A 24,846-nucleotide genomic window follows, 5' to 3' on the forward strand; every position below is an offset into this window, starting at 1 on the left:
GTTCGCCGGGGTGGACATGTGGTCACCGCCGTTACGCCTTACGGCGTTCGTCACCGGGCGGGTGGCGTTAGGTCTTGCGGGCGCCGTTCCCCGCCGGCATCACGCGAGGATGCAGGCGTTGTAGGACGGGTAGACGCCGATCGTCACGACGCGCCCGTTGACGACGCAGTTCTTGTACCAGGTGCGGGGGGTTATCCGTTTGCAGTCGCATTCGCGGGCCTCGGCGTTCCCCTGCCGGAGGATGCCGTCCAGGGCGCGGTCGGCGGTGCGGCGGATGCCGTCGATGATTCTCATGTGGACTCCTGTTCGGTGGTGTGACGCGGCCTCCGCGAAACGGGATACGGTGCGGTGGTGCGTCACAGTGGACGGGGTCAGCGCGTCAGGCGGTGAGGCAGCGGCTCTGCGTGGGGTACGTGCCGATGACCACGATGCGGCCGTTGATGACGCAGCGCTTCTGCCAGCCGCCGGAGACCCTGACGCAGTCGCATTCGCGGGCGGCGGCCGATCCCTGCCGGATCACCGCGTCCAGTGCGTTGTCGGCGGTCTTCCGAATCCGGTCGAACATCTTCATGGCGACTCCCACGGTTCTCGTTGAGGGAAGGGGGAACGCGCGTCAACGTACCCAGCGCCACATTTCGCGAGCAACTGTTAGGAAGATGTCCGGAAGGTCGGCTGGCGAACCGGTCCGAAGCGGACGCCGGCTCCGGAGGACGGCCCGATCCAGAGCTGCCGAAACATCGGACTGTCCGGCCCGGAACGCTCAGACGGCGATCGGGCGCGCAGCAGACCAGCAGGTGCGAAGTCGGCCTCTCAGGCGTCCCTGCCGTCCATGGGGCCGAACACCGCCAGCGCGTCGAGGTCGGAGTTGCGGGCGCGGACGTACTCGTCGGCCCACGCCGCGCCACCCGGGTATCCCGACTCGGCGATCCGGCGACACGCGGCGTCGTAGTCGAACTCGGTGCGGCGCAGCGTCACCCCCGGCCCCAGCATTCCCCAGTGGGCGCCCGGGCGACCGTACGGCATGCCCACACTGCCCGGGTTGACGACCAGTATCCCGTGGGTCAGCCGGACGAACGGCATGTGCGTGTGCCCGCACACCACCGCGTCGATCGCCGGGTCCAGCGTGCTCAACACCTCGCCCCACCGGTCGGGCCGCGAGTCCACCAGCGCCACCTCGGTGTCGTTGCGGGGCGTCGCGTGGCAGAACAACACCTCACCGACGCCCGCCACACTCAACCGGGCCTCGGTGGGCATGGTCCGCAGCAGCTCCAGGTGCTCCGGGGTGAGCCGCCGGTACGCCCACGGGTCCACGGGGATCTTCGGGGGCTCGCCCGAGGTGGCGGCGGCCAGCATCTCCCGGTCGCCGTTGCCCCGCACCCACACCACCCGGTCTCCGAGCGTGAGAAGCGTGTCGAACACCTCGGCGGCCTGCGGGCCGGCGATGATGTCGCCGGTCAACACGATCCGTTCGGCGGCGGCGACGTCGGGTTCGGCGAGCACCGCGTCCAGCGCGGGCGCGACCCCGTGAATGTCCGACAGGACGGCTACCCGATTCCACATGCCGCCCACGGTAGGCGCAACCGAGGACCTGACGGAAGGGGATTCTGCCGTCGGCAGAGGCCCGTCACCTCCCGCAGGACATGTCGTGACCACGTGGCCGCCCCACCCGGGGTGGCTCCGACCGGCTCCGGCGTTCGCCCGTCGAAACCACCCGTCCTCGGCGGGGAGGAAGCGGACACCCCGGCAACCCGGTTGGCGATATCCGGGATCGGCCCGTATGATGATTCGAGCCGACGGTTCGCCGTCAGCGGTATAGGAGTGTGGCTCAATTGGCAGAGCAGCGGTCTCCAAAACCGCAGGTTGCAGGTTCGAGTCCTGTCACTCCTGCCACGTGAACGGCCCGCCACCTGGGAGAACTCCCGAGGTGGCGGGCTGTTTCGTTGCCCGGAAGAGAGCCGGGGGTGTACGAAAGGGTGTGGCCACCTCGGGCGCGACGCCCGTCCGATACCTCCCGTGACGTCCGACACCGACCTGGCGGGGCACTCGCCGCCGCGTATTCCAGGGCTCGTAGGTGTCCGAGTCCGCCGCGTCACCGGCACACCCGTCGCATACCTCAGATCCGGCGGTGGGCCGCGTGTCGTCCAGGAGGCACCGAACCGTCGAATGGCCCCCGAGCGCGAACCACCCACAGAAGCAACGCCCCCACCATCCGGTATGGACGGCGGGGGCGTGTCGGTGTTTCGCGTCAGGCGACGCTGAAGTAGAAGTCCCGGTCCTTGTAGGCGCTGCCGGTACCGGTGGTGACGAGGACGGTCTCGGCGTCGTTGCCGCAGGTCGAGGTCGGGTGCGTGTCGACGTAGATCTCGCTGTCCCACGGCGCGTTGTTGCGCAGGACCGCGGTCGGCACGAGCTCGGTCACCGGTTTCACGACGTCCAGTTTGAGGCAGTACTTGCCCGTGCCCGGCTTGGTGACGGTCACGTTCTTCGCGTTCCGGACAGTGCCGTCGGCGGCGACCTCCGCGGCGGCCTGCGCGTAAGGCGCATAGATCTCCAGGACCGGGTCGGCGTCGGCGGTGGCGGTTCCGGCCACCGCGATCGAGCCGATCACCGCGGTCGCGACGGCGGCCGAGACGCGCTTGGCGAAGCTGGGCATGGACATGGTTCCCCCTGTGATTGAGATGGGTGGTGACCGGGACAGGCATGGGTACCGGCCCGGTTTTCGAGCACCCAGACCGTAACCATCGGCCCGTTCGGCGGCAGAGTGAAACGCGCGCGACGATTTGTCACTTATCCGACAGAACGGACATTCGTCCGGGCGGCCGCGCGTCGCTCGCGGGATGGGTTCATCCGTACAGGTGTGAACCCATCCGAGCCGAGGCCCTCACCGGTCGCCTCCCGGCTCTGCCTTGGGTGGTCGGGGGCTCGTGCGTGCCGTCGAGAAGCGCCGAAAAACCGGACATCAGGGCTTATTCGAGGCACATCGATGGGCCTCAGGCCACCCAAGGCGCGGAGAGGGGTTACGAGACGGGTAAGGCGACGGCCGAAGAGATGACGTCATGCGGTGACCGACCGACCGCCTCCTGAGAGTTCCCGTGCGGTTCCGTCGAGAAGACCGCCGCCGGTGCGTACGGTGTCATTGCACCGCGCGCAGTAGGGCGGTGAAGTCGGTGCGTTCCAGGGCGAGGCTGCCGAGTTCGGGGGCTTTGCTGTCTCTCACCTCCACGGGGCCGGTCACGCGGACCTCGACGCAGTTGCCCGTGTTGGCACCGCTTCGGCTCGACTTGCGCCATCTGCCGGTCATGTGAGGGCTCCCTCCGGGAAGGTGGCGGTCGTCGGCTCCGCCGCGTATGTCCTCAACGTAGTGGCTATGGGCGTGACACCGTGAGGCCGCGCGAAGGATGTGGCACGAATGGATGCGGCCCGCGCCGGGAGAGGTCCCGCGCCGGGGTTCGCAGACTGGAAGCCCCGGCAGATGACACTGGAGGACCCATGTCCATCACTCGTCGTCGCGCCGGTGCGCTCGCCTGCGCGGCCATGACCGGCATGTCGGCGGCCCGTGGCATGTGTCCTCAATGTAGTGATGAGGGCTGTGACACGGCTTGGTTGGCCGTACGACGATCGACATGCCTCGAATAGGCTCTTATGTCCGATTGTTGCCGGTCGTATGACCAACCAAGCCGGCATTTTGCCCAACCAAGCCGATGCGGCCCGCGTTCGGGTGCGGGCCGCATCGGCTTGATGTGTTGCGGGTGCGCTTCGCTGCTATCCCACCGAGCGCAGAAGGGCGACGAAGTCGGTTCGGGACATTTCCAAGATCGGAGAGCGGTCGCCCATCTTGGAATCCCGGATCTCTGGGGTGCCTGCGTGCATCCGAGCTTCCACACAGTTTCCACCGGTGGAAGGGCTACGGCTCGACTTGCGCCACTTGCCAGGCGTCATTTCAAGTACTCCTCTATCGGCTGGGCTCTAGTCCAGACCATCTCGAAGATGGCCCTGTGACGAGACACTACGTCGGAGTCTTCGACGTAGCGACACCCGTCAGCGGCTTCAATGAACACGAACGGAACGCCGACGCCTTCCGGGCTGTCGATGGGGTCGATAATCGTGAAACCCCCGATCATGCTCGCGTGAAGCCGGGTGAGGACACGGACTTCCACGCTCGGCAATGCGTCGAGTTCTTGCAACCGGTTTAGTTGGCCGCTTTGAACCTCCGGAAGGTCATCGAGATAGCTGAGCGAGGACTGGCCCAGCACCAGGCGGATGGTGGGTACCGGATCGGTGAACACGAGTTCGTGTCTTTGGCGCCATGTCCGTTCGACCATTTCGGGAGTGGCAGAGGGACTGACCGGCGGGAGCTCGACGGCTTGTACCGCCCGCAGGTATTCCATTGTCTGAGCCAAAGCGGGAATGAGATCGAGTTCAACAACGTCGATGGAGGTCGCGGACATCTCGGCTTCATAGAGTGTGCGCAGTTCAGGAGACAGCTTTGCACTCTCCCAGATGCCCTGCTGTCCGGCTTGCATCAGGAGCCCGGTCATGCGTCCGATCTCGGCGGATGATGCGTTGTAGAGGCGGGCGAGCATCATCAGATCGGACCTTCGAGGTGATGATTTCGCCTTCTCCCACCGACCGACGGTCGTGGGGTCGCATCCGATTTCGGCTGCGGCGGCGTCAAGCGTGACGCCGCTCGCGCGGCGCAGCCGTCGCATCATTTGAGCGAGTGTGTGGCGGGCGAGAGCCGGTGTCTTGGACATGCAGATAGCTTCGCATGGGGCAGCCTGCACTGAACAAGCGGTGGATTGCAGGCTGCGCGGCATGTTCCGTTGCGTGACTGTGGTCACTTAAGGTGATGACTGTGGGCGATGCGGTGAGTGCGCGCTCACCGAGGGGGCCGGGCACGCTAGCGACGCGCCCGGCCCGTGGACCATCCACAGTGATCGGAGTCAGTCATGGACGGCAATCACAGGATACGTGGCGAGGCGGTGACGGTCCGCCGCCGCCCGCCCGCCCAGATTTCACATGGCGGACGCGAACACTGGAAGGATCCGTTCACCGGCCGCCGCTGCTGGGTCTGCGGCGAGCGATGGCCCTGCGATCCGGCGTGGCGCGCGGCGGAGCGGGCGGTGGGACGATGACCGCCGATCCCGTGACGGACGTCGTATGGGGCGGCCTCACCGTGTACGGGACGTTCCGGGTGTCGGAGGCGCGGCAGGTCCTCACCGTGACCTCGGCGCCGACCGCCGAGCACACCATCCGGGTGTGGGGCGTCTGGCGCGGCTCCCGTGTCCTCATCCTCACCATCTCCTGTCCCGGAACGTGCCCGGAGGCGCGGTGGGGTGCCGGATGGGTGGACAACCCGCCGGACTGGCGGCGCGACATCGAGAACGGGGCCGTCGCCGTGTACCGGCGGTGGATCGCCGAACGGGGGCGGACGCCATGACGGCCACGACGACACCGACCGTCACCTGCCCCGCCTGCCGGACCGCGCGGCGCGACGACTGCGCCATCTGCGGGGGCCGTGGCTGGGTGGCGTTCCGAGACCTCGTCCACGACCGGGTGTCCACACCCGGCCACGGTGTCACCGTCCGCCCGTGACACCTCGGGCCGCCCGTCGGCCGCCACCGGCGGGCGGCCTTCCCGGACACGCCACGGGGCCGGTCCGAATCACCCGGACCGGCCCCGAGACGGTGGTTCACTTGCGGTTGTAGAGCCGCATCGTCAGGGTGCCGAACACGACGATCAGGACCGCCGAGGCGATACCCGTCCACATGAGCTCGGCCGGGTCGAGGTTCCCGTTCATCAGGCCCCGCACCGACGCCGCGACGTGCGTGATCGGGTTGACCGACACGAAACCCTGCAACCAGCCCGGCATCGTCTCCGGCATCACCAGGATGTTGCTGAGGAACGTGCCCGGGAACAGCACCATCATGCTGACCCCCATCACGGACTTCTCGGAACGCAGCAGCAGCCCGAACATCGTCCACAGCCACGAGAACGCGAACGAGAACACCACCAGCACACCCACGCCCGCCAGGACGCCCAGGATCCCGCCTTCGGGCCGGAACCCCATGATGAGGCCCAGAACCAGGATCGTCACCGAGGCCATCGTGTACCGGAAGGCGTCACCCAGCAGGTAACCCACCATGGGCGCGGGACGCCAGATCGGCAGCGTCCGGAACCGGTCGAACACGCCCTTCTCGATGTCGGTGTTGACGGCCAGCCCGGTGTACATGGTCGTCATGACGACGCTCATCACCAGGATGCCCGGCAACACGTACGTCAGGTACTCCCCGGTGGAACCGGCGAGGGCACCACCCAGCAGGTACGTGAACATGAGCGTCATCATGATTGGGAACGCCGTCACGTCGAACAACTGCTCCGGCACGTGCTTGATCTTCAGCATCGCGCGCCAACCGAACGCCATCGACGCGGCCAGCGCGCTCGGGCGCGGCGGCGGTTCACCCTTCGCCAACACGGCGGACAGGCTCTCCGAGGCCGGGACGTAACCCGGTTCGGTCGCGGTCGTGGTGGTCATCGTGACTCCTCCTGCGTCGTCGCCGGGCGATCCGTCAACGCCATGAACACCTCGTCGAGGCTCGGCTGCCCCAGCGAGAAGTCGTCCACGGTGATTCCCGCGGCGGCCAGCTCGGTGAGCGCCTTCGCGGCCTGCTCGGCGGCACCGGCGTCCGACACCGTCCCCGACAGCCGCGCCGTCAACGCGACCGGGTCGGGCTCCAACCGCACCTCCACCGACAGGATCTTGTTCAACAACTGCTCGGCCTCCGCTCGCCGGTCGGCGTGCCGGAGCCGCACGTGCACCGAACCGGCACCGACCGACGCCTTCAACTCGCCGGGGGTGCCCTCGGCGATGACCTTGCCGTGGTCGATGACCGCGATACGGGACGCCAGGTGGTCCGCCTCGTCCAGGTACTGCGTCGTCAACAGGACCGTGGTGCCCTGGCCGACGATGATCCGCACGATGTCCCACACCTGGTTGCGGCTGCGCGGGTCCAGCCCGGTCGTCGGCTCGTCCAGGAACAACACCTGCGGCGTCTTGATGATGCTCGCGGCGATGTCCAGACGGCGCCGCATACCGCCGGAGTACTTCTTGACCTGCCGCCCGGCGGCCTCGGTCAGCCCGAACGCCTCCAGCAGCTCGGCGGCACGCGCCCGCGCCGCCGGTTTGCGGTGCCCGACGAGCCGCGCCAGCAGGGTCAGGTTCTCCGCGCCGGTCAGGTCCTCGTCGACCGAGGCGTACTGGCCCGTCATCGACACCTTGCCGCGCACCTTGTCGGCCTCACCGACGATGTCGTGCCCGAACACGGTCGCGGTGCCGCCGTCGGGACGCAACAGCGTCGCCAGCATCTTCACGGCCGTCGTCTTGCCCGCCCCGTTGGGGCCGAGCACGCCGTACACCGTGCCGGCCGGGACGGCCAGGTCGATGCCGTCCACGGCGCGGTTGTCGCCGAAAGTCTTGACCAGGCCGGTCGCCTCGATGGCCAGGCCGGTCGGTTCAGAAACCATCACATTCCCCTGTTGATCGTTTACCACCGACATCACGGCAGCGTATGCCGACGGCTCGGGTGACCGCATCGGTCGTGAGCGGTGGCCGCCGGCTACGTCACACGGAGTACGACGCGGCGACGGCACACCGTCGACGCGACCATACGACCCCGGTGTGACAGAACGCTCGGACTCGACGGCGGATTTCCGCTGGCGTGGCGGGCTCCGCCGCGCCAGGGTGTACACGTGTCCGAATCCCCCTCGGCCGGGACGCCCCGGTCCTCCACGCTACTTCCATTCCTGGCGCTGTGCTTCACCGTCGTGATGTGGGCCTCGGCGTTCGTCGCGATCCGCTACGTCGGTGCCGAGTTCACGGCCGGGCCGCTGTCACTGGGGCGGCTGGCGGTGGCGGCGGTGCTGTTGGGCGGCATGGTGCTGTGGCAGAGCCGCCGCGCCCCCGCCACGGACACGGCGGCGCGCGCCCTGCCGCGCGGACGCGCGTGGGGTTGGTTGCTGCTGTGTGGCGTGTCGTGGTTCGGCGTGTACAACGTCGCCCTCAACGAGGCGGAACGCCGTATCGACGCCGGAACCGCGTCGATGCTGGTCAACATCGGCCCGATCCTGATCGCACTGCTCGCCGGATGGCTGCTCGCGGAGGGTTTCCCGCGTGCCCTGCTGCTGGGTGGCGGTGTGGCCTTCATCGGTGTCGTCGTGATCGGCGTGGGCGGCGCCCCCGGCGGGGCCACCGACCCGCTGGGTGTGGTGCTCGCGCTGGTCGCGGCGGTCTGTTACGCGATCGGAGTGGTGAGCCAGAAGCGGTTGCTGGGGACGGTGTCGGGACTGCGGGTCACGTTCCTGGCGTGTGTGGTCGGCATGGTGGCGTGCCTGCCGTTCCTGCCCGCGCTGTGGTCGGAGCTGGCCGCCGCGTCCCCGGCGGCGGTGTGGTGGCTCGTGTACCTGGGTGTCGGCCCGACCGCGTTGGCGTTCAGCACGTGGGCGTACGCGCTGGCCCGGACCAGCGCGGGGCGGACGGGCGCGACGACGTACCTCGTGCCGCCGGTGGTGGTCCTGTTGGCGTGGCTGCTGCTGGGCGAGGTCCCGGCGTGGACCGCGGTCGCCGGCGGTGTCGTGTGCCTGGCCGGTGTGGCGTTGACGAGGCGGCGGGCACGGGTACCGGGCCCGGTGACGGCGACCCGGTGACGACCGGCGAATCGGCCTCGGCTCGCGCCGCCGGTCGACTTCCGCAGGACGCAGCCGCCTTGACCGACCCACGGGCGCGAATCAGGCTCACCGGGCGAGGCCATTGTCGCGGCCGACCGCCCGGCAAGCCGATTACACGTCAACCCGTCTGGGCGCTGCCCTCGGTGCCGCGCAGGCGATCCGCGATCTCGGTCAACGCGTCGATCTCGCTCTGCTGGCCGCTCACCATCGCGTCGGCGAGCCAGCGGACCTCCTCGTCCTCGGTGAGTTCGAGGACACCCTCGGCCATGTGCACACCGCCGACGTGGTGGTTGATCATCAGTTCGCAGAACAGCAGGTCGGCCTCCAGGCCGGTCAGCGAGTACAGCTCCGTCAACTCGTCCTGCGTCGCCATGCCCGGCATGATCCGGCCGTCCTTCGCCCAGGAACCCATGTCCATCGGCATGGTCATCCACTGCATCGGTTCGTCCGTGGAGGACTGCGGCAGGTTCCAGTCGCGCAGCCAGGTACGCATGACACCGATCTGTCCCTGCTGGGTCAGGCCGATGTCGTAGGCGATGGTCCGCAACGCCTCGTCGCCGCCGTTGTCGTACAGGTACATCGACATCGCGACGGCCTGACCGTGGTGCAGGGACATGTCCCACGCGAAACCCGCCTCGGGCGAGTCCGCGCCCGGCGGGTTCTCCCGGGTCGACATCACGCCCACCGACAGGCCCAGCGCCACCGCCACGAGTGCCGCCATCACCACCGACAGGATCGGCCGTGCCGAGATCGCCCGCCGCATCGTCACATCCCCGGCGCGAGCACCGGAGTGGTGCCGGTCGCGGTGACGCCACGCGAGCACGTCGCGTTGGGCTCCTGGCTCGCCGTCAGGCGGTACTTCGCGATGAACTGGTCGATGCGCTCGTCGTTGGCCGACTCCAACTGGAGCTGGTAGCCCCAGGCGGTCAGGATCACCGGCGCGGGCTGGTCAGGGTAGGGGCTCATGAACGTGTAGTCCTGGCCGGTCGTCTTGCCCGCGAGGCGTTCCACCTGCTCGGCGGGCAGATCCGGCTGGTAGGTGATCCAGATCGCGCCGTGCTCGAGGCTGTGCACCGCGTGCTCGTTGGGGATCTGCTCGTCGTAGACGACACCCGTGCACAGCTGCCACGCGACGTTGTGGTTGCCGCCGGCGGGCGGCGTGAGGGCGTACTGCACCGAGCCCTCGACGTGGTCGCGCTGGGTGACCCAGTCGGCGCCCTCCTCGAAGTAGTCCACCGAGCCCTCGATCGTGACGTCCGGGTCGGTGACGCTCTGCTCCGGCAGGGTCAGCACCGGGATCGCGATCAACGCGCCGACCACCAGCACCAGGGCGCTCACTGTGAGGATCATGCCCCACGGTAGCGACTTCTTCGGCGCCGCGACCGGTTTGCGGCCCTTCTTGGGGTTGCGTCCACCGGGGCGGTTGGCGGCGGCCTTGCTGCCGGGCCGGGACCCGGCGGCACCGGCGCGGGGGGTCTTGGGCTTGGCGCCGACGGGTTTGGTGTCGGTCTTCTCGGCGGGGGCGTTCGCGGTGTCGGCGGCCTCGGTCTCGTCCGTCGCGTCGGCGGTCGCGGTGTCGGCGTCGGTGTCCTCGACGGTCGCGGCGGCTTTCGGCTCGGTCCGGGCGGTTTTCGGCGGGCCGGATCGACCGGGACGCTGATTGGACTTCTTCTTCGCCATTGCGCGGTGCCTCACGAGGGGGATGGGGGTTGTCAACGACTCAACTACTAAGCACGATAGTAGTCGATGACATTCTCAGCGGATCGACCACGATCCATCCGAAAACACTGCTGGCGATAGTAGTCGCCGACCAGGGCTAAGATCAACGCTCGCTATCTACCGGGGGTAACGAACATCATGCGCCGGTTCGGCGAACTCGAACAGCAGATCATGGACACCGCGTGGGCGGCCGACCGGCCGCTCACGGTCAGACAGATGCTCCAGTGCGTGGACCGCGATCCACCACCGGCCTACACCACCGTCATGACGGTCATGGACAACCTCCACCGCAAGGGCTTCCTGGTGCGGTGCCGACAGGGCCGCGCCTGGTCCTACCGGCCCGCCGAGAGCCGCGCCGACCACGACGCCCGGCTGATGGCCGAAGTGCTCGGCTCCTCCGCCGACCCCGCCGCCACCCTGCTGCGGTTCGTGGGCCGGATGTCACCCGAGGAGCTGAACCGGCTCCGGGCGCTCATGCCCGAACCGCCCGGAGGTGGACGGTGAACGTCGCACCCCTGCTCATCGCGTACGCGGGACTGCTCACCTTCGCCGGACCCGTCCTGCTCCGCCGCGCCCGATGGACCGACAAGGCGCCCCGGCTCGCCCTGGCGACCTGGTTCAGCCTCGCCGGTTCGGCGGTGGCCGCCGCCGTGCTGTCCGGGGTCGTCCTCGTCGTCCCCTACCACCCGGTCGGCGGCGGACTCCCCGGCTTCCTGCGGAGCTGCCTCGCCGCCCTGGACCACCAGTGGGGACCCACCGGCGCGCGCCTCGTCGCGACCACCGCGCTCCTGGTCACCGCCGTCACCGCTGCCCGGCTCGCCTACGCGGCGGTCGTCGTGCTCAGCCGGCAGCACCGGACCCGCCGCGCGCACCTCGACGGGATCCGGCTGCGCGCCCGCCCCGACCGGCGGACCGGGACGCTGCTGCTCGACCGGGCCACACCGGCGGCCTGGTGCCTGCCCGGCGACGGCGGCACCGTCGTCGTCACCACCGGTGCCCTCCGGGCCGTCGACGCCGCCGGGCTCGCCGCCGTCCTCGCCCACGAACGCGCCCACCTCGCGGGGCGGCACCACGTGTTGACCGACCTCGCCCGGGTGCTGCGCCGCGCATTCCCGGGGCTTCCGCTGTTCGCGCAACTGCCCGCGCAGGTGGACCGGCTGGTGGAACTGCGCGCCGACGACGTGGCCGCCGGGCGGTCCTCCCGGCGCGGCGTCGCGACCGCCCTGCTGGCGCTCGCCCTGTCGGGTGCCCCGCGCGCCGCGCTCGCCGCCTCCGGCGGCGACACCGTCCGCCGGGTGGAAAGGCTGCTGGCGGCACCGGAACGCCTCACCGGCCTCGCCCGGGGCGGCGTGGTCACCGGTAACGCCGCGTCACTGCTGTTGCCGGTGATGCTGGCCGCCGTACCGGCGTTCACCGTCGCGCAACTGTGCTGCCGGTGAGCGGCGACGGGGTCCCGGTCGTCGTCTCTCGCCCGCCTTCCGGCTCCGGTGGCGGTCGGTCGTTCACCGGGATGCCGTCGTCCAGCCGGGCGCCGACGGTGACCGGGTTACGGGCGGCCTCTCGTTCGGGCGATGGGCAGCCGTGTTCCGGGCGATCCCTCGTCCAGGCGGGTGCCGACTGTCGGACCACACGGACACCGGCGATCGACCGTCCACACGGGATTATCCACAACCCCGCCCGTGTCCACAACCCTCCGCCGCGGTGCTCGACGGCGGAGGGTCGCCGCTCCTAGGCTCGACGCCATGGGGAGGAGGAGTGGCGGCCCCCGAGCCCGGGGCGGCGTTGATCACGTCCTCGGATCCCCGCCCGTACCCCCTACGTGACGCCGCCGATCCCGCTGGCCTACAGTACCGGTTGTATTTTGCAATCACTCTGAAGGAGTCGTAAGTGGGCCAGGTACGCGTCGATCTGAACATCTCCCTCGACGGCTATGCGACCACCACCGACCAGACCCCGCAGGACCCGATCGGCCAGGACTGGGGACGCCTGCAGGCCGCCTACCTCGCGACCCGCACGATGCGTGAACGCGTGTTCGGCGAATCCGGCGAGGGCACCACGGACCTCGACGACGACTTCGCCGCGGCCTACTTCGAAGGCGTGGGCGCCGAGATCATGGGCGCGGGCATGTTCGGCCTGCACCTCCACCCCGACGACCCCGACTGGCAGGGCTGGTGGGGCCCCGAACCGCCGTTCGGTATCCCGGTCTTCGTGCTCACCCACGAGCGGCGGCCCACCCTGACCATGGAGGGCGGCACCACGTTCCACTTCGTCCAGACCTCCTTGGAGGAGACCCTCGCCCGCGCGAAGGAGACGGCGGGCGACCTCGACGTCCGTATCGGCGGCGGAGCCAGGGTCGTACGGGCCTACCTGGCGGCGGGCCTCGTCGACCGGCTCCACGTCGGCATCACCCCCATCCTGCTCGGCCGCGGCCGGAACCTCTGGGAGGACCTGCGCGGACTCGAACAGGACTACGAGGTCACCAGCGAGGTCGCCCCGAGCGGAACCATCCACGTGACCTTCACCCGCCGCACCTGACCCCGCACGACCCGGAGCGGCGGCCCCGACCGGGCCGCCGCTCAGCCGTCTACCGCCGAACCGCCACCCCGTCGCACTCGGCGCAGACGCGCCTGCGCCGCCGGTACGCCACGGTCGCCGTCAGCAGCGCCGCACCCCACACCGGCCACAGTGTCTCCGGCAGGGTCGCCGCCATGTCCTCGACGGACACCCCCATCACCACCACCACCCTGATGTACATGAACCCTGCCGCCGTCACCAGCACCGACACGAACGTGGCGGGCACGACCGCGAGCATCGGCGGCACCCGCCTGCCCGCCAACCCGACCATCCAGCGTGGGAACACCTCACCCCACCGTTGCACCAGGCCCAACGTCAGGACGGCGCCCCCGGCGCCGAGGGTGGCCAACAGCGCACCCGCCAGCCACACCCCCTCCCGCTGCCCATCGGCGAAGTCGACGGGGTCCATCCCCAACGGGAACCCCAACGCCCAGAGCCACCGGGTCGCGCCGTACACCAACGGAACCACGACCGCCACCGCCACCGCGACCCGGCTGAGCCGCGCGATCCGGGCGGAATCCGCCCGGCGTCCGCATCCCCGGCATCCGGTCCCCGTCTCCCGGGCGTACCGCACTGTGGTGACGGCGACACCCGCGCCGATGAGCGTCAGAAGCAACAGGTTCACGCGCGGCCAGGTGTACAGCTCGGCGAAGCCCGCGTCGGGCGGCCACCCGAAGAACGTCTTACCGACCGCGAGGATCGGCGTGTACGCGACCACGATCAGCGGCCGGAAGTCCTGGATCACGACGGTGAGTCCCGCCGACAGCACCGCCCCCGCCGATATCAACGCCCACCGCGGCCGCCATCGCCGCAGCAGCCCCACACAGGTCAACGCCGCCGCCGCGCCGACGACGGCGGTCCACGGCCCCGCCACCTCCGGGGTGGCCCACCCCAGCAGCGATGCCACGATCGCGTTCTCTCCCTCGTCGACCATCTCCGGGTCCCCGGTCCCGAACGGGAACCCCGGCATCCCGAACGTCCATCCCAATCCCGCCACCGCGTACAACAGGCACGCGGCGACGGTGACGTGACCGATCCATCGTCTCTGGTGTCTCATGTGTCCAGCCTGCGTGCCGGAACGAGAGGCGTCGATGTGCCGTCCGGGGGAACGTGCCGCCGCAGCGCGGTCACCATGTGCCGTTCGGCATATCGGAGACGCGCCGGCACGCGCATAGGCTGATCGCATGACGAGTCGGCGGTTGTTCGTGGTGGCGGGCGTCGCCGCCCTGACCGCCGGCGCCGTCCTGCTGCCGTCACGGCCGCTCGACTACATGGTCACGCCGGTGCTGGGTTGTCTCGGGCTGGCGGCGCTGTTGTGGTGGTGGCCGTCCCGTCGTCGCCTGACGGCTCCGGTCGTCTGCGCCGCCGGCGTGATGTCGCTGCTGGTGACGCTTCACCTGGTGGCGGGGCCACGGCCCGGATCGCAGCCGGTGGTGCCGACGACGCTGTGGATGATGCTGGAACCGCTCGTGTTGACGGTGACGGTGTACCTCGCGGTGCGCTGGTCACCACCGCGACCCGCCGTGGCGGCCGCGGTACTGGCGGCGGCGGGCACGGGCGTCCAGGTCCACCGGTTCCCGGTCTTCTCCCCGTGGTGGGAGGGTGTCGCTGGCAGCCTGTTGTGGACGCTTCCCGCGTTGGCCGCGGCGGCCGCCGGGTGGTATCTGCGGGACCTGTCGCGTCGCCGTGCCGCGGCCGTGGAGGAGGCCCGGCGGGTGCAGCGGTGGGACCTCGCCGCCGACCTTCACGACTTCGTCGCCCACGACGTGAGCGAGATCGTCGCGCAGGCCCAGGCGGCGCGGGAGGTGCTGGCCCTGGAGCCGCCGGCGGCGGCGGTCCTGGAGCGGATCGAGACCGCGGGCCTGCGCGCACTGACCTCGATGGACAGTATGGTCGGTGTGCTGCGGGGGCGGGACGGGCCGTCGGCGACGCCTTCCGGAGGGGTCGCGGACATCCCCGCGCTCGTGGAACGGTTCGGGGCGGCCGGCAGGACGGCCGCCAGGCTGAAACCGGAGGTGCCGCCACAGGTTCCCCGGGAGGTCGGGAACGTCGCGTACCGGGTGGTGGTGGAGGCGTTGACGAACGTGCGGCGTCACGCCCCGGGCGCCCGGACCGTCACGGTCGGGCTCACGGTGGTGGCCGACCGGTTGCGCACGACCGTCACCGACGACGGTGGTGGCCGACCGGAGGCGGCGCGTTCGTCGGGCCTGGGGCTGGCGGGCCTGACCGAACGGGTCGAGTCGGTGGGCGGGGAGTTGACCGCCGGCCCGTACCGGGGCGGATGGCGGGTGGTGGCGTCGTTGCCGTGCGGCAAGGGTGCGGTGAGGGGAGGCGGGTCGTGACGATCCGGATTCTGGTGGCGGACGACCAGGAGGGCATCCGGGCGGCGTTTCGGATGGTGCTCGACGCCCAACCGGACATGACGGTGATCGCCGAGGCCGGTGACGGGAACGGTGCCGTGGAGCAGGCGAGGCTGCTGCGGCCGGACGTCGTCCTCGCGGACGTGCGGATGCCGGGTATGGACGGTCTCGGGGTGACGCGGGCGTTGGCGGGACCGGACGTGGCCGAGCCGATCAGGGTCATCGTGGTGACCACGTTCGACCTCGACGAGTACGTGCACACGGCGTTGCGCAACGGGGCGTGCGGCTACCTGTTGAAACGTTCCGGGCCGACGTTGATGGTGGAGGCGGTCCGGGCGGCGATGGCGGGCGACACCCTGATCAGTCCGCAGATCACGGTGCGGTTGTTGCGGCACATGTTGCCCGCCGAGCCGCCCGAACCACCCGAGGTGCCGTTGTCGGAACGGGAGCGGGAGGTGGTGAGGCTGTTGGCCACCGGCAGGTCCAACGCCGAGATCGCCGAGGAACTGTTCATCAGCGCCGGGACGGTGAAGAACCACCTCGCGAACGTGCAACGCAAACTCGGCACCGCCAACCGGGTCGGCATCGCGGCGTGGGCGTGGTCGTCGGGCCTGGTCGCACGGTTACCGCCGGGACGGCCCGGTGCCTCGTCGCCGGGTTTTCCACAACCGGACGGTTTTCCACAGGCCGGTGCCCGGCGGCTCGACGTGACCACGGGACCGGCATAGGCTCGACGCCATGGGGAGGAGGAGTGGCGGCCCCCGACTCCACCCGCAACCCGCCCCCGTCCCCGGTCACTCCGGTGGTGTGGTCGTCGTGCGGCGCAGTTCCTCACGCAGTTCGGCGGTGAGCCGTTCGGCGGCCTCGGGCCGCCCGTGGAACGCGGCGGGCGTGTTGTGGAACAACACGACGCGCCATCCCGCCCCGGTGTCGGTCGCGACGAGCGACTGCACCGCGTTGGCGGCGGGTTCGAGGTCCGTCCTGCCGGGCGGCACCATTCCGGCGACCGCCCGGACCAGGTAGACCCCTTCGGACAGTCGTCGTGTCTCGCGCACGACGGTGACGTACCGGGCCGGGGTGTGGTCGGCGAAGATCTCCGCCAGGTGCGCGGTGACGGCTTCGCGGCCGTCGACGGTGCTTCCGTCGAACCCGACCAGTGCGCCGTCATCGGTGAAGGTGTCGCCGTAACCGGTGGCGTCGTGCCGGTTCCAGCAGTCGATGAGCCGGTGGTACAGCCGTGTCGCCGGATGCATGTCGTCAGTGAACCACAACCCGCCGACATCCGGTCACCGCAGCGGTTCGCCGCGCTGGTCGTAGGCGACCGGCGGTGGTTCGCCGCTGTCCTTGAACGCCAGGGCGACCGCCGAGGAACCGATCGAGCCGAGGATCGACATCATGCAGATGCCCGCGACGAGGTTCAGCGCGGCGGTGGCGATCTGCGCCGACGGCTCGGCGTCGAACGTGAACGGCAGCAGCACCGCCACCGCCGTCAAGAGGACGCAGATCCAGTAGAAGAACTGCATCGGGCGCGGCATGAACGCCAGCAGCGCGTGGAGCAGGGCGGTCACCATCACCGCGACGACCGCCGCCGCGAACGCGTACGTGGTGGTGGCGGCGGTCCCGTAGGCGCCGGCGCCCTCGGGTGCCAGTACGGGGATGCCGAGTATGCCGCGCACCAGCATGATGCCGACCAGGATCACGAGGGCCACCACGACGGCGGTGCCCAGGCCGCCCGCCCACAGGCGTGCCGGGTTGACGCGGGGGATCGTGTTGGACGGGGGAGTCGGGGGTGCCGGTTCGGCGGGGGGAACCGGAGGCGGTGTCGGCTCCGGCCTGGCCCTTCCCGAACCGTAAACGGGTTCAGTCATGACGTGGCGTTACCCACGTGACACCGGTGGGGAACCTGAGCCGGGTCAACCCCAGTGGGGCGGGCGTTCCTCCAGTAGCCGGCTGTCGTCGTCGCGGCGGGCGTAACCGCCCCAGCCGGTGTCGGTGTCGTCGCGGGTCTGGTCGGGAAGTATCTCGTAGTCGTCGAACGAGACCTCCCGGTCGTCGTCGCCCCGGGACGCGGGTGTCGGCGCGGACAGTGGGATCACCTCCATCGATTCACGTCGGCCGCGCCAAGCGTATGCGCCGGGCGACCCGATGCAAAACTGGGCGACGTGCTTTCCGGAGTCGAGGTCCTCGAAGCCCTGTGTCGTCGTTACGCGTTCCACGACGTGTGGGCGTTGTTGCCGTCGGCGGGGCTGCCCGACGACGAGTTGCGGCGGCTGCGCCGGTTGTGCCTGTTCGGTCAGCGGTTGCTGGACCTGGACGCCGAGGACTTCGACATGGCCGACGCCGAGGCGGGTGGCGCCGAGTACACGGAGCTGGTGCGGCGGGCGAGACGGTGCCGGATCCCGCAGGAACCCCGGGAACGTGACCGGGGCGCGCTGGCGACGATGCGGCCGGCGTACGCGTTGCTGCTGGAGGTGATGGCGGCCCAGCACATGCGGCACGACATGGCGGCGTTGGTCGCGACGGCTCACATGATCGCGGAGTACCTTCCGGTGCTGGTGTGGGAACCGGTGTGGGGGCACGCGGCGGATCCGTTGCGGATCGGCCGGGACGTGCGGCGGCGCGGCAGCCGGTTCGGGTCGCGCGACCCCGAATGTGACCACCGCAGGCCCGACCAGAACGCGGCGGCCCGCATCCTCACGATCGGGAAGGCGCCGGGTGAGGGCTGGCGGGCCTATCTCGACCGGCAGCACAGCAACGTCGCGCACGCCCTGGGGGTGTGCGCGGCGGAGTGCCGTCGGCCGTGCGGGATGGTGACGGCGTTGCCGGAGGAGGTGCGGACGGACGTCGGCACCCGGGCGGCGGTGGCGATGGCCTTCGGCGACAGCGCGTTGATCAGGTTGCGGCATTCGGCGCCGGTGGGGCACGGTTTCGGGGTGCCGAGCGCGGAGGAGGTCGCCCGTACCTGGGATCACACCCGTACGGTGCTGGCCAGGCGCCTGCCCGCCGCGGAGGTCGCGTTGCGGGACGACGGGTACTGTCTGCCGGGGTTGCCGGGTCTGGTCTCGGTGGTGGCGGGGGCGCCGATCGTCCCGGACACGCTGCTGCGGGACACGGCCGACCTGACGGTACGGAAGTTGCACGCCGCGTTGGCGGTGGGGGAGAGGTCATGACTGAACCGTTGGCGCGGGTGCGTGAGGCGTTGGGCGACGCCGACCGGTTGGTGCGTGCGATCGGTTCGGGGCGCCGGGCCGGGACGGAACCGACCGCGGAGAAGGTGGAGGTGCGGCCGGTAGCGTTGAAGAACGGCCTGCGCCTGCAGGTGACCCGGTTCTCGGGGCCTCGGCCGACGGTGGCGAACCTGGAGCCGCCCGCCACGGAGGCGTTGGACGCGTTGCTGGCCGAGCCGTTCCGGCACTGGCTGGTCGAGACGACCGACGCGACGCTGCAGTTGCGGTTCACGAAGCGCGGGAAGCCGTTGCTGCACGAGGCGGCGGCGGACCGGGAACGGGACCTGTCGCACGACCGGGTCGCGCCGCACCTGATCGACCCGGGTGACCCGTTGTTCCGGGTGTTGGGCGCGTCGGCGGCGAAGCGGCGGCAGGTGGACGCGTTCCTGCGCGCGGTCGCCGGTGAGGTGGACCGGTTGCCGTCGTCGCCGGTGGTGGCGGACCTGGGCTGTGGTAACGCTTACCTGACGTTCGCGGTGTACCGGTATCTCACCGGGACCGGTCGGACGCCGCGACTGACCGGTGTGGACGTACGGGACGATCAACGTCGCCGCAACACCGCGATCGCGGCGGAGCTGGGTTGGGCGGATTCGGTGGTGTTCCAGGCGACCCCGATCGCCGACGCCGACCTGTCCGGTGTGGACATGGTGTTGGCGTTGCACGCGTGCGACACCGCGACCGACGACGCGTTGGCGGCGGGGGTGCGCGCGGGTGCGGGCCTGTTGTTCGCGGCGCCCTGCTGCCATCACGACGTGGCGGCGCAACTGCGGGAGGTGTCGCCGCCGCCGGGGTACCGGGCGCTGACGGGTGACGGGATCCTGCGGGAGCGGTTCGCCGACGTGCTGACGGATTCGTTGCGGGCGTTGGTGTTGCGGGAGCACGGGTACCGGGTGGACGTCGTGGAGTTCATCGCCTCCGCGCACACGCCCCGGAACACGCTCATCCGGGCGGTGCGCCGGGGTGGCGAGGACGCGGCGGCGTCGCGGGAGTACCGGGAACTGACCGGTCAGTGGGGTGTCACGCCGAAGCTGGCGACGTTGTTGGACGTGTAACGGCGTGCGGCGACGAGCCGGATCGAGCCCGGCCGGTCACGGTATCGACAGGGTGAACCCGGCCGTGTGCACCTGTCCGTCCACTTTGAAGTCGAAGTGGGCGCGGTAGTCGCCCTGCGACGGGATCGTCGTCCAGAACCGCAACGCGTCGCCACCGCCGTCGTCGGGGTGGACGTGCAGGAAGCCCAGGTCCCCGTCGCGCAGGACGACCAGGTGGCCCACGGCCCCCAGGTACGGCTCCAGTTCGGCGGGTTCGCCGTCGCGGGTGACACGCAGCAGCAGGGGCGAACTCACCGCCACCTCGGGGGCGAACTCCATGGTGACCTCGAATCCGTCGACCCGGACCACGTCCTCGGCCGGGGGGAGGTCGGCGGCCCGGTACTCGCCGGGGACCGACACGTCGACGCCCAGGGTGATGGGGATGGTGGTGTCGCCTTCGGCGACCGCGAAGTCGGTGATGATCCGCCAGGGGCCGGACGCGGCCCATTCGGGTGTGGCCGTCCAGGTGCCGTCGTCGTCCATGGTGGGGTGTAGGTGCTGGTATCCGGACAGGTCCCGTCGCATCACGAACAGGTGCATCGGTGCCTCGTGGATCTCGGTGAACGAGGTGACGGGCGTGCCGTAGGAGTCGGCGATGTGGAACCGGAGCGGCGTGTCGTCGCCCGCGTCGAACTCGCGGGCCTGCGGGATGAGGGTGTAGCCGGAGGCGGACATCGACTGCCCGGTGACGGCGGCGGCCGGGCCGGCGGCGTCGGTCTGGCCGGGCACCGGGTGGATGTGGCCGTCCTCGGCCACCGCCGCCTCGTCTCCCGGGTCCGCCGCCGCACCCGGTTCGGTGACCGGCCCGGTCAACCGGCCGACGGCCACACCCAGCAGTAGCGCCACGAAGGTGACGGCGGAGACGAGTGGAAGCCACCGGCGCAGTGCCGGGTCGATCACCGACCGCATGAGAGCTCCTGGATCATCGGCGCCCCCGAGCCGGACGGTTCAATGGCCGGGGCACGTGCAGAGGTTGTCGTTGATCCTGCTGTTCTGCTGCGCGTCGCCCGGTCGGCGCCTCGCTGCGTTGTCGGAGGCAGCGCCGCTGAAGAACCGGTGCGTACCACACCGGTACGCAGGACCTTCTCCGCCTTGCGAACGCACTCGACCGGACACCGCTCGCGACGAACGAGGACCAAAGACAACCTCTAAGTTCACGGTACCCGCCAGGGTGTAACCGGCCTCGTCCACGGCGTCGCGCACCCGGTCGACGTCGAGGGGGGCGTCGGAGGTGACGGTCACCTCGCCCTTGCCCAGGTCCACCTGTACTCCGGTGACTCCGGACACTCCGGTGAGTTCCTCGGTGACGGCGTTGACGCAGTGGCCGCAGGTCATTCCGGTCACCTGGTACGTCTGGGTGGTCATGGTGGTCTCTTTTCTCGGTGGGTCGAATTCCGGTCGGGTTGGGGCCGGTGACCCGGTGGTCACCGGGTGGGATGACGCCCCTGACGGGGTGGGTCAGGACTTGACGAGCCGGGCGATGGCGTCGGTCGCCTCCTTGACCTTGGCGGCCGCGTCCTCGCCGCCCTCGCGGGTGGCCTCGGCGACACAGTGCCCGAGGTGTCCTTCGAGCAGGCTCAACGCGACCGCCTGGAGTGCGCGGTTCGCCGCCGAGATCTGGGTCAGGATGTCGATGCAGTAGACGTCCTCGTCCACCATGCGCTGTAGACCGCGCACCTGTCCCTCTATCCGGCGGAGCCGTTTCTGCAGGGCGTCCTTGTCGGTGTGGTACCAGTACTCTGCCATGTGGGGGTCACCTCCAAGCGGAACTATACCCCTGACGGGTATATGTCGACCAGTTTCGGTGTCACTGGGTGAAGCCGTGGCGGCAGGCCGTCACGGTGTCCTAAAAAGCCGTCGCACGAACCAAAAACAGCCTCGTGGCCCTTGAAATAATGCCTTGCGCCCCTCTACTCTTGGCGCGTTGCACCCGGCCCCTCGTCCGCCACACCGGCGACACCGGGTGACACCGCCGAATCGTTCGAGCACGAGCCGGGGACCCAGTTCCCGGGGTGAATCCGTCACCGGGACCGGTGACGGTAGGGCGCAGACAACCGGCCGAATGCCGAGCACCGCTTCTTCCCGCCCGAACCCGTCAGCTAACCCGGTAGGCGGATACCAGGAAGAAGGAGCACGCCTGACGGTGAGAAAGCGTCTTGCCTTCATCGCTGCGGCCGTGGCCGCGATCACCTTCACCATGACGACCCCCACCACGGTCCACGCGGACCCCTCCCCCGAGGAGGTGGAGGAACAGGTCAAGGAGAAGAGCGAAGAGCTGGAAGCGGCCATCGAGGAGTACAACGGGGCCAGGGAAGACCTCAAGGACACCAAGGAACGCATCGAGGAGATCGAGGAGTCCCTTCCCGAGCTGGAGGAGGAGGCCGCCGCCTCCAAGACGGTGGCGACCGACATCGCCGTGGCGTCCTACACCTCCGGTAACACCCGGATGAGCACGGTCAACACCCTGCTGGACGGCTCCCCCACCCGCACGATCGAGCGGCTGTCCGTCCTCGGCGCGATCAACGCGTGGCAGGCCGCCGACCTGGCCGCCTACGCCGACCTCGCCCAGCAGTACGAGGACGACCTGGAGACCCTTGAACAGTTGAAGGCCGACCAGGACGAGATCGCCGAAGACCTGGAGAAGGAGACCGAGAAGCTCGAGGGCGAACTCGCCGAACTCAAGGAGTTGCAGGCGCAGGTCAACCCGAGCAGCGGATACGACGGCACCCTGCCGCCGCCTCCGTCGGGCGCGGCGGGCGACGCCGTCCAGTACGCGTACAACCAGATCGGTGCCGGCTACGACATGGGCGCCGCCGGACCGGACTACTTCGACTGCTCGGGCCTCACGATGATGGCGTGGCGGCAGGCCGGTGTCGGCCTGTCACACCAGACCAACGCGCAGTGGGCCGAGACCGCACGGGTGTCCCGCGACGATCTCGTGCCCGGTGACCTCGTGTTCTACAACAACCTCAACCACGTCGCCATCTACGTCGGCGACGGGCAGATCATCCACGCACCCACCTACGGTCAGACCGTGTCGGTGGCCGGTATCGACTCGATGCCGATCGTCGGTTACGGCCGGCCGGGCTGACGCGGAGCCGGTGCGGTCGCGCGTGTCGCGTGACCGCACCGGGCGTGTCGCGACCCAGGACACCCCGGGCGTGGTGCTAGCGTGCCTTGCTGACCCCTGCACTCGTGTCACCACCCCCGGGGACTTACAGGAGGACGACCGTGACTCGGTCGCCCCGATTCGACGCCTTCGCCAGACGCCTACTGATCACCTCGGCCGCCGTGTGCGCGGTCGCCGCGCCCGGCGTCGCCGTGGCCGAACCCGACATCCAGACCCTGGAACACCGGCTCGCCGACGTGACCGGGGAACTCGACGTCATCGTCGAGGACTACAACCGGCTCGACCAGGAACTGACCGACGTGACGGCCAGGTACACCGAACTGGCCGACGCGATCATCCCGTTGCGTGACCGCGCCGACGCCGCGGGGGCGCGGATCGGTGACATCGCCGAGGCACTGTACCGGGGCGGCGACACCGCCACCGTGACCTCGCTGCTGTCCGGCAGCCCGGAGAGCCTGGCAGACCGGTTGACCGTCCTCGACTACCTGGCCCACGACCGCCGCCGCGAACTCGACGCCCTCGTCGACGCCGAGACCGAACTGGAATCCCGGCGGCTGCTGTTGACCGACCTCACCGAGCGGCGCGGCGAACTCGAGGACCTCAAGACGGACAAGGAGCGGGAGATCTCCGAGGCCGTCACCGAACTCGGGCGCGCCCGGGCGCAGGCCGTCGGCGCCGGATTCCGGTTCGGCCCGGACCTGGTGCCCCCGCCCGTCCCCGGGGGAGACGCCGGAGCGGCCGGGGTCGCGGTGCGGTTCGTGCACGGCGCGCTCGGCACCCCCTACCAGTGGGGAGGTTCCGGGCCGGGCGGCTACGACTGCTCGGGGCTGACGAGCGCGGCGTGGAGCAGCGCCGGTGTGTCACTTCCGCACAGCAGCCAGGGCCAGTACCACGCGGTCGCCCGCATCGACCGCTCCCGGCTCCAACCTGGAGACCTGGTCTTCTACTACGGGGACCTTCGGCATGTCGGCATGTACGTCGGTGACGGCAAGATCATTCACGCGCCGACCGCCGGACAGCCGGTGCAGGTGGCGCCGATCGACCAGATGCCCGTCCAGGGCTACGGCCGCCCCGGGTGACGGCGCCGGAGCCGACCCGGTGAAACCGGCGCGTCGGGTCGGCGACCGTCCTATGATGCCGCGGTGATCCGCGCCGGCGACCGTCCGGCGTGGAACCCCGTAGATTCCCGGGTTTCCTCCGTGGCCGTGCGCATGCACAACTACGGTGAAAAGTGACTGTGCGGATTCACAGCGTGATCGGCACGCCTCTGTCAACCGGCAACTTCAGGGGGAGAACACACATGCACATCACTTCTCGCAAGGTGGCCACGCTCGTCATCGCGAGTGCGGCCGGACTCGCCGCGCTCGGGCTGGCCTCACCGGCCATGGCGGAACCGAGCGCGAGCCAGACCGGCCCGGCGTCTTGCGTCGCGACACCGGCCGACCCGAGCGTCCAGGACCCGGCGGTGGACCCGGCGGTTCAGGACCCGGCCGTTCAGGACCCGGCCGTCCAGGACCCGGCCGTTCAGGATCCGGCGGTTCAGGACCCATCCGGACAGCGGTCCGCGGCCGGTCGTTTCGTGGAGCAGCCCGGTTCGCCCGCCGAGGCGGCTCCCGCTCCGGACCTCGGCGGAGCGGTTCCGGCACCGGCACCGGCGCCGAACAACCCGTGCCCGGCCGCGCCCGCCGACCCGGGCGCCATACCGGCCGACCCGGGCGCCGTGCCTGCGGATCCGGGTGCGGTTCCGGCCGACCCGGGTGCAGTGCCCGCGGATCCGGGCGCGATCCCGGCCGACCCCGGTGCGGTTCCGGCGGACCCGGGTGCCGTTCCGGCGGACCCCGGTGCCGTTCCGGCGGACCCGGGTGCCGTTCCGGCGGACCCGGGCGCTGTCCCCGCCGACCCGGGTGCCGTGCCCGCCGACCCGGCCGCGCCCGTGCCGCTGGCGGACCCGAGCTGACGGCGACGTTCACCGCACGACGGCGTGAGGGCCGGAAGACCACACTGGTCTTCCGGCCCTCACG

Annotated in this window: 30 protein-coding genes, 1 tRNA gene, 1 pseudogene and 1 riboswitch; of the genes and pseudogenes, 14 read left to right on the forward strand and 18 right to left on the reverse strand. The window is 70.1% G+C overall.

All coding sequences use genetic code 11. The features are described 5' to 3' along the window. Positions 1–99: 99 nt before the first annotated feature. From LX16_RS12855 to LX16_RS12865, 3 genes are all read right to left on the reverse strand, one after another. Positions 100–294, reverse strand: coding sequence for a hypothetical protein (locus LX16_RS12855; RefSeq protein WP_147138525.1), 195 nt, complete (start codon positions 292–294; stop codon positions 100–102). An 85-nt stretch (positions 295–379) separates the two neighbouring features. After that, on the reverse strand, positions 380–571 hold the full coding sequence (locus tag LX16_RS12860) for a hypothetical protein (protein ID WP_147138527.1): 192 nt from the start codon (positions 569–571) through the stop codon (positions 380–382). Positions 572–810: 239 nt separating this feature from the next. Continuing rightward, positions 811–1,560 carry a metallophosphoesterase family protein gene (locus LX16_RS12865; RefSeq protein WP_147138529.1) on the reverse strand — a complete coding sequence of 250 codons (750 nt, stop codon included), beginning with the start codon at positions 1,558–1,560 and terminating at the stop codon, positions 811–813. Between the two features lie 254 nt (positions 1,561–1,814). Here LX16_RS12865 and LX16_RS12870 point away from each other — a divergent pair. Beyond that, positions 1,815–1,890, forward strand: a tRNA-Trp gene (locus LX16_RS12870). A gap of 355 nt (positions 1,891–2,245) precedes the next feature. On the opposite strand, the gene LX16_RS12875 is transcribed toward LX16_RS12870, so the two are convergent. The 4 genes from LX16_RS12875 to LX16_RS12890 all read right to left on the reverse strand — a co-directional run bounded on the left by LX16_RS12875 (position 2,246) and on the right by LX16_RS12890 (position 4,754). Beyond that, complete coding sequence (locus LX16_RS12875) at positions 2,246–2,659, reverse strand: hypothetical protein (protein ID WP_147138531.1); 414 nt, start codon at positions 2,657–2,659, stop codon at positions 2,246–2,248. A 474-nt stretch (positions 2,660–3,133) separates the two neighbouring features. After that, on the reverse strand, positions 3,134–3,301 hold the full coding sequence (locus LX16_RS12880) for a DUF397 domain-containing protein (protein ID WP_147138532.1): 168 nt from the start codon (positions 3,299–3,301) through the stop codon (positions 3,134–3,136). A 461-nt stretch (positions 3,302–3,762) separates the two neighbouring features. Then, positions 3,763–3,939, reverse strand: coding sequence for a DUF397 domain-containing protein (locus LX16_RS27940; protein ID WP_147138534.1), 177 nt, complete (start codon positions 3,937–3,939; stop codon positions 3,763–3,765). Further along, positions 3,936–4,754, reverse strand: coding sequence for a Scr1 family TA system antitoxin-like transcriptional regulator (locus LX16_RS12890; protein WP_158645581.1), 819 nt, complete (start codon positions 4,752–4,754; stop codon positions 3,936–3,938). Before LX16_RS12890 ends, LX16_RS27940 begins: the two co-directional genes overlap by 4 nt. Before the next feature lie 377 nt (positions 4,755–5,131). Between LX16_RS12890 and LX16_RS12895 the strand changes: the two genes are divergently transcribed. Together LX16_RS12895 and LX16_RS26605 are read left to right on the forward strand one after the other, a co-directional pair. Continuing rightward, positions 5,132–5,440: a hypothetical protein gene (locus tag LX16_RS12895; RefSeq protein WP_147138538.1), complete on the forward strand. Its 309-nt coding sequence runs from the start codon at positions 5,132–5,134 to the stop codon at positions 5,438–5,440. Further along, positions 5,437–5,595: a hypothetical protein gene (locus LX16_RS26605; RefSeq protein ID WP_158645582.1), complete on the forward strand. Its 159-nt coding sequence runs from the start codon at positions 5,437–5,439 to the stop codon at positions 5,593–5,595. The genes LX16_RS12895 and LX16_RS26605 overlap by 4 nt, the downstream gene beginning before the upstream one ends. 97 nt (positions 5,596–5,692) lie before the next feature. Here the strand turns inward: LX16_RS26605 and LX16_RS12900 are convergent, their stop codons facing one another. Both LX16_RS12900 and LX16_RS12905 read right to left on the reverse strand, forming a co-directional pair. Further along, positions 5,693–6,535, reverse strand: a complete 843-nt coding sequence (locus tag LX16_RS12900; protein ID WP_147138540.1) for an ABC transporter permease — start codon at positions 6,533–6,535, stop codon at positions 5,693–5,695. Next, entirely contained in the window at positions 6,532–7,524 is a 993-nt protein-coding gene (locus tag LX16_RS12905) for an ATP-binding cassette domain-containing protein (RefSeq protein ID WP_147138542.1), read from the reverse strand. Before LX16_RS12905 ends, LX16_RS12900 begins: the two co-directional genes overlap by 4 nt. Positions 7,525–7,749: 225 nt before the next feature. On the opposite strand from LX16_RS12905, the gene LX16_RS12910 reads away from it, so the two are divergent. Then, positions 7,750–8,703, forward strand: a complete 954-nt coding sequence (locus LX16_RS12910) for a DMT family transporter (protein WP_211354488.1) — start codon at positions 7,750–7,752, stop codon at positions 8,701–8,703. Between the two features lie 139 nt (positions 8,704–8,842). Here LX16_RS12910 and LX16_RS12915 read toward each other — a convergent pair whose 3' ends face one another. Together LX16_RS12915 and LX16_RS27580 are read right to left on the reverse strand one after the other, a co-directional pair. Continuing rightward, the gene (locus LX16_RS12915; protein ID WP_147138544.1) at positions 8,843–9,487 is read right to left on the reverse strand and encodes a DUF305 domain-containing protein; all 645 of its coding nucleotides are present in this window, start codon (positions 9,485–9,487) and stop codon (positions 8,843–8,845) included. Positions 9,488–9,489: 2 nt separating this feature from the next. Then, on the reverse strand, positions 9,490–10,404 hold the full coding sequence (locus LX16_RS27580; RefSeq protein ID WP_244615817.1) for a thioredoxin-like domain-containing protein: 915 nt from the start codon (positions 10,402–10,404) through the stop codon (positions 9,490–9,492). 177 nt (positions 10,405–10,581) lie between these two features. On the opposite strand from LX16_RS27580, the gene LX16_RS12925 reads away from it, so the two are divergent. From LX16_RS12925 to LX16_RS12935, 3 genes are all read left to right on the forward strand, one after another. Next, positions 10,582–10,947, forward strand: a complete 366-nt coding sequence (locus LX16_RS12925) for a BlaI/MecI/CopY family transcriptional regulator (protein ID WP_147138546.1) — start codon at positions 10,582–10,584, stop codon at positions 10,945–10,947. Then, positions 10,944–11,882, forward strand: a complete 939-nt coding sequence (locus LX16_RS12930; protein WP_147138548.1) for a M56 family metallopeptidase — start codon at positions 10,944–10,946, stop codon at positions 11,880–11,882. The genes LX16_RS12925 and LX16_RS12930 overlap by 4 nt, the downstream gene beginning before the upstream one ends. 448 nt (positions 11,883–12,330) lie before the next feature. Next, positions 12,331–12,978: a dihydrofolate reductase family protein gene (locus LX16_RS12935; RefSeq protein ID WP_147138550.1), complete on the forward strand. Its 648-nt coding sequence runs from the start codon at positions 12,331–12,333 to the stop codon at positions 12,976–12,978. 49 nt (positions 12,979–13,027) lie between these two features. Here the strand turns inward: LX16_RS12935 and LX16_RS12940 are convergent, their stop codons facing one another. After that, positions 13,028–14,074 carry a hypothetical protein gene (locus LX16_RS12940; RefSeq protein WP_147138552.1) on the reverse strand — a complete coding sequence of 349 codons (1,047 nt, stop codon included), beginning with the start codon at positions 14,072–14,074 and terminating at the stop codon, positions 13,028–13,030. 127 nt (positions 14,075–14,201) lie between these two features. Here LX16_RS12940 and LX16_RS12945 point away from each other — a divergent pair, with 127 nt between their 5' ends. Then, entirely contained in the window at positions 14,202–15,359 is a 1,158-nt protein-coding gene (locus tag LX16_RS12945) for a sensor histidine kinase (protein WP_147138554.1), read from the forward strand. Beyond that, a complete protein-coding gene (locus LX16_RS12950) occupies positions 15,299–16,105 on the forward strand; it encodes a response regulator (protein ID WP_147138556.1) in 807 nt (268 codons plus the stop codon). The genes LX16_RS12945 and LX16_RS12950 overlap by 61 nt, the downstream gene beginning before the upstream one ends. 66 nt (positions 16,106–16,171) lie before the next feature. Here the strand turns inward: LX16_RS12950 and LX16_RS12955 are convergent, their stop codons facing one another. From LX16_RS12955 to LX16_RS12965, 3 genes are read right to left on the reverse strand one after another with little or no spacing between them, the layout of a single operon-like run. Beyond that, positions 16,172–16,630 (reverse strand): SgcJ/EcaC family oxidoreductase, encoded by a 459-nt coding sequence (locus LX16_RS12955; RefSeq protein ID WP_147138559.1) that lies wholly within the window; start codon positions 16,628–16,630, stop codon positions 16,172–16,174. 33 nt (positions 16,631–16,663) lie between these two features. Next, positions 16,664–17,245 (reverse strand): DUF6069 family protein, encoded by a 582-nt coding sequence (locus LX16_RS12960; protein ID WP_211354490.1) that lies wholly within the window; start codon positions 17,243–17,245, stop codon positions 16,664–16,666. A gap of 45 nt (positions 17,246–17,290) precedes the next feature. Further along, positions 17,291–17,479, reverse strand: a complete 189-nt coding sequence (locus LX16_RS12965; RefSeq protein WP_147138562.1) for a hypothetical protein — start codon at positions 17,477–17,479, stop codon at positions 17,291–17,293. 60 nt (positions 17,480–17,539) lie between these two features. Between LX16_RS12965 and LX16_RS12970 the strand changes: the two genes are divergently transcribed. Beyond that, positions 17,540–18,547: a hypothetical protein gene (locus LX16_RS12970; protein WP_147138564.1), complete on the forward strand. Its 1,008-nt coding sequence runs from the start codon at positions 17,540–17,542 to the stop codon at positions 18,545–18,547. After that, entirely contained in the window at positions 18,544–19,656 is a 1,113-nt protein-coding gene (locus tag LX16_RS12975; protein WP_147138566.1) for a class I SAM-dependent methyltransferase, read from the forward strand. Before LX16_RS12970 ends, LX16_RS12975 begins: the two co-directional genes overlap by 4 nt. 36 nt (positions 19,657–19,692) lie before the next feature. Here the strand turns inward: LX16_RS12975 and LX16_RS12980 are convergent, their stop codons facing one another. The 3 genes and pseudogenes from LX16_RS12980 to LX16_RS12990 form a co-directional block, all read right to left on the reverse strand. After that, a complete protein-coding gene (locus LX16_RS12980) occupies positions 19,693–20,604 on the reverse strand; it encodes a hypothetical protein (protein ID WP_147138568.1) in 912 nt (303 codons plus the stop codon). 252 nt (positions 20,605–20,856) lie between these two features. Continuing rightward, positions 20,857–21,060 (reverse strand): annotated as a pseudogene (locus tag LX16_RS28250) (heavy-metal-associated domain-containing protein); the annotation flags it as partial. A 93-nt stretch (positions 21,061–21,153) separates the two neighbouring features. Beyond that, the gene (locus LX16_RS12990) at positions 21,154–21,441 is read right to left on the reverse strand and encodes a metal-sensitive transcriptional regulator (RefSeq protein WP_147138572.1); all 288 of its coding nucleotides are present in this window, start codon (positions 21,439–21,441) and stop codon (positions 21,154–21,156) included. 214 nt (positions 21,442–21,655) lie between these two features. Then, a riboswitch (cyclic di-AMP (ydaO/yuaA leader) is annotated at positions 21,656–21,825 on the forward strand. 13 nt (positions 21,826–21,838) lie between these two features. On the opposite strand from LX16_RS12990, the gene LX16_RS27950 reads away from it, so the two are divergent. The 3 genes from LX16_RS27950 to LX16_RS13005 all read left to right on the forward strand — a co-directional run bounded on the left by LX16_RS27950 (position 21,839) and on the right by LX16_RS13005 (position 24,782). After that, positions 21,839–22,786 carry a C40 family peptidase gene (locus LX16_RS27950; RefSeq protein WP_158645583.1) on the forward strand — a complete coding sequence of 316 codons (948 nt, stop codon included), beginning with the start codon at positions 21,839–21,841 and terminating at the stop codon, positions 22,784–22,786. Between the two features lie 140 nt (positions 22,787–22,926). Next, positions 22,927–23,904, forward strand: a complete 978-nt coding sequence (locus LX16_RS13000) for a C40 family peptidase (protein ID WP_158645584.1) — start codon at positions 22,927–22,929, stop codon at positions 23,902–23,904. Between the two features lie 221 nt (positions 23,905–24,125). Beyond that, entirely contained in the window at positions 24,126–24,782 is a 657-nt protein-coding gene (locus tag LX16_RS13005) for a ribosomal eL19 family protein (RefSeq protein WP_147138579.1), read from the forward strand. Positions 24,783–24,846: the final 64 nt, after the last annotated feature.

It is taken from the genome of Stackebrandtia albiflava, assembly GCF_007994225.1.
GTDB classification, from domain to species: domain Bacteria; phylum Actinomycetota; class Actinomycetes; order Mycobacteriales; family Micromonosporaceae; genus Stackebrandtia; species Stackebrandtia albiflava.